The sequence below is a fragment of the Acinetobacter sp. Colony158 genome (genome assembly GCF_019264745.1).
GTDB lineage: Bacteria > Pseudomonadota > Gammaproteobacteria > Pseudomonadales > Moraxellaceae > Acinetobacter > Acinetobacter ursingii.
In genome coordinates this window covers 3,432,181-3,435,779 of sequence record NZ_CP078523.1, presented here as the reverse complement: position 1 = coordinate 3,435,779, position 3,599 = coordinate 3,432,181, and the positions used below count along the sequence as shown (strand labels likewise).

Below are 3,599 nucleotides of genomic sequence, written 5' to 3'. Positions count from 1 at the left end.
TGCTGTCTATACCGCCGATGATGTTACCATTGAAAATAATTGGGGCCCGATTGTCAAAGACGATCCGATTTTTGCAAAAGATCAGGTCGAATTTTATGGTCAGGCGTTGTTTGTGGTGGCAGCTAAAAGCTATCAACAGGCACGTAGAGCCGTGCGTTTAGCCCAAATTGAATATGCACCAGAAACGCCCATTTTAAGTATTAAAGATGCAATTCAACAAGAGTCATGGGTATTGCCACCTGTAGATTTTAGTCATGGTGAAGTCGAGCAGGCGTTTCAAACAGCTCCTCATCAGCTTTCGGGTTCAATTGAACTCGGTGGACAAGAACATTTTTATCTGGAAGGGCAAATTTCTTATGCCGTTCCGCAAGAAGATCATACTTTAAAAGTTTATTGCTCGACGCAGCATCCCACTGAAATGCAATTATTGATTTGTCATGCATTGGGTTTCAATATGCATCAGGTCAGTGTTGAGGCACGTCGTATGGGTGGTGGCTTTGGCGGTAAAGAATCTCAATCGGCACAATGGGCGTGTATTGCCTCTCTTGCAGCACAGAAATCTGGTCGCCCATGCAAACTTCGTTTAGACCGCGATGACGATATGAGTTCAACGGGTAAACGTCATGGTTTTGCCTATGAGTGGTCGGTGGCTTTTGATGATTTAGGTGTTTTACAGGGTTTAAACGTTCAACTGGCATCGAATTGTGGTTTCTCTGCGGATTTATCGGGTCCAGTGAATGAGCGCGCGATTTGTCATATTGGCAATGCGTATTATTTAAATGCGGTGCAACTGCGTAATTTACGTTGTAAAACCAATACGGTATCGAATACGGCTTATCGTGGTTTTGGTGGCCCGCAGGGCATGTTTGTCATTGAAGTGATTATTGACGACATTGCCCGTTATTTAAAATGCGATCCAGTCTTGGTGCGTCAACGTAACTTTTTTGCAGAAAAGCCTGGCAATGGTCGTGACCATATGCATTATGGCGCAGAAGTTCGGGATAATGTTGCGCCGAAAATGGTCGAAGAGTTATTGGAAAGTAGTCAATATTTTAAACGTAAACAAAACATTGATGCATTTAACCAAAACAATGCAATTATTAAACGTGGAATTGCTCTGACACCACTCATGTTTGGTATTTCCTTTAATGCGGTGCATTATAACCAAGCAGGTGCACTGGTCTATGTGTATATGGATGGCACGGTTGCCATCACCCATGGTGGCACAGAAATGGGGCAGGGTTTATATACCAAAGTGCGTCAGGTGGCTGCACATGAACTCGGTTTAGCCATTGATCAGGTGCGTTTGGTTGCAACGGATACGTCACGTGTACCGAATACTTCAGCGACTGCGGCTTCGAGTGGTGCTGATTTAAATGGTAAAGCCGTACAAAATGCCTGTATCAAGATTCGTGAACGCCTAGCCAAACTTGCGGCTGAAATAAGTCAAAGTGATGTTGAAGGCATTCAGTTTGAAGATAATCAAGTCACTACAAGTAATGGTCAGTCATGGGCATTTCCTGATTTGGTTAATCGTGCCTATATGGCACGGGTGCAGCTTTGGGACAGTGGTTTTTATAAAACCCCAGAAATTCATTATGATCAGGTCAATCATTTAGGTCGTCCATTTTTCTACTACGCTTATGGTGCTGCCGTAAGCGAAGTGGCGATTGATACTTTGACTGGGGAAATGAAAGTATTACGAACTGATATTTTGCATGATGTCGGTCGTTCGATTAACCCAGCCATTGATATTGGTCAGATCGAAGGTGGTTTTATACAAGGCATGGGCTGGCTCACAACTGAAGAGCTGTATTGGCAACCGCAAGGGCCACATGCAGGACGCTTATTCACCCATGCGCCGTCGACATATAAAATCCCGACTAGCGTCGATATTCCGCATGTCTTTAATGTCAAATTGTTTGATAATCAAAACGCTGCCGATACCATTTATCGCTCTAAAGCTGTGGGCGAGCCGCCGTTTATGTTAGGACTTTCGGTATTCTCTGCGATTCGCCAAGCCGTACAAGCTGCGATTCCAGAGGATGCACCGCTTGAGTTAAATGCACCCGCGACAGCAGAAGAAATTCTACGTGCGATTTCAATTGGTCGAGGTCATGCGTTGATGGATCGCCCACAACCTAAGTTGCGTTAACCATTGATCATGATGCAGCATTTACAATGGTGGCGAGACTTGGTCGAATGGCAGCAGCAAAATATTTCTGTCGTATTGGTCACTGTGCTTCGTGCAGATGGTTCGACCCCACGAGAAGTGGGGGCAACCATGCTGTTACGACTCGATCAGCAACAACAGATTCAGCAATCTGATACTATCGGTGGCGGACATTTGGAGTTTCAGGCGATCGATATTGCCAAACAAATACTATTGAGTTCTGAATCATGCCATCAACGGATTGAACGATTTAATCTTAGTGCACGTTTGGGACAATGTTGTGGCGGAGTGATGTGGCTCTTATTTGAAAAAATAGAAGCCATTAAGGATGAACTGATTGCTTGTCAGACTGCATGGCAAAAACGTCAAAGTATCATCAGGACAGTGTCGGATGGTCAGGCATCCACTTGGTCGATTGCAAATGATTCATCGGCTTCATCTAACAGTGAATTTCAGCAAGATGATTCCAGATGGCAATGGATTCAAAGTATTCAACCCTATGCCATGAAAGTGATGATTTTTGGGGCAGGTCATGTGGGTGAGGCGATTGTGCGCTGTTTATTGCCGATCGGGGTACAGATCACTTGGGTGGATAATCGGGACGACATTTTTCCACGTGATTTAATGGATCAAATCAATTGTATTAGCACTGATGCGCCAGAAGCGGAAATTGCTCATTTTGATCGATCGGGGGTAATTTTGATTTTAACCCACGATCATCAGTTAGATTTGCAATTGTGTTTTGAAGCGTTGAAACCTTCAGATCAAGCTTTTGCCTATGTCGGAATGATTGGCTCAAAAAGTAAACGGGCGATTTTTGAAAAACGCATGAGTGCACGGGGTTATCCACAAACTCAACTTGAATCTCTGGTTTGCCCGATTGGTATCGATGGGATTAGCTCCAAGCAACCTGCAATCATTGCAGTGTCAGTCGTGGCACAGTTACTACAGGTGTTTAATATTCAGAAATGATTTAATGGAATCATTTCTGTGCGTCATATTTTGGATTCTTTTCTGCCCGTTTAAGTAAAACCAAAACCGCACCTGTACCGCCTTGATTTTCTGGTGCGCTGACAAATGCCAATACATCGCGATGCTGGCGTAACCAGCCATTCACATAGGTTTTTAAAATGGCTTCTGGTCCTTTGCCATGTACAATTTTAATCACATTTTGATTTTCGGCTTTTGCTATTTGAATAATTTCAAGGACTGCTGAACGAGCCTGCTCAACGGTACAGCCATGTAAATCAACGGCTTCAAACCAGCGTAATTTACCCGCTTTTAAATCTTCAAAGACTTTATGCTGTAAGGTCGCAATGCGATAACTTAGACTTGCCTGACTGGCAACAGGATTTAAAATGGCTTGGGTATCTGAAATTTCAGTCATTTCAGTGTCAGTACTGCCTTCTGCTGCTGCACGTTTTGC

The 3,599-nt window shown here is 43.9% G+C and carries 3 protein-coding genes; 2 read left to right on the top strand and 1 reads right to left on the bottom strand.

Translation table 11 applies throughout. From position 1 onward, the window contains the following. Both xdhB and xdhC read left to right on the top strand, forming a co-directional pair. A partial coding sequence (gene xdhB / locus JR005_RS14040; RefSeq protein WP_228731716.1) for a xanthine dehydrogenase molybdopterin binding subunit occupies positions 1-2,155 on the top strand: 2,155 nt, incomplete at its 5' end. A 12-nt stretch (positions 2,156-2,167) separates the two neighbouring features. After that, on the top strand, positions 2,168-3,145 hold the full coding sequence (gene xdhC, locus JR005_RS14035) for a xanthine dehydrogenase accessory protein XdhC (protein WP_171498113.1): 978 nt from the start codon (positions 2,168-2,170) through the stop codon (positions 3,143-3,145). A 10-nt stretch (positions 3,146-3,155) separates the two neighbouring features. Here xdhC and JR005_RS15070 read toward each other — a convergent pair. After that, a partial coding sequence (locus JR005_RS15070) for a Smr/MutS family protein (RefSeq protein WP_228731715.1) occupies positions 3,156-3,599 on the bottom strand: 444 nt, incomplete at its 5' end.

What these genes read in the sequence shown, in the direction of transcription:
- xdhC (WP_171498113.1), top strand. Translation starts at nt 2,168, where the DNA reads ATGCAGCATTTACAATGGTGGCGAGACTTGGTCGAATGGCAGCAGCAA.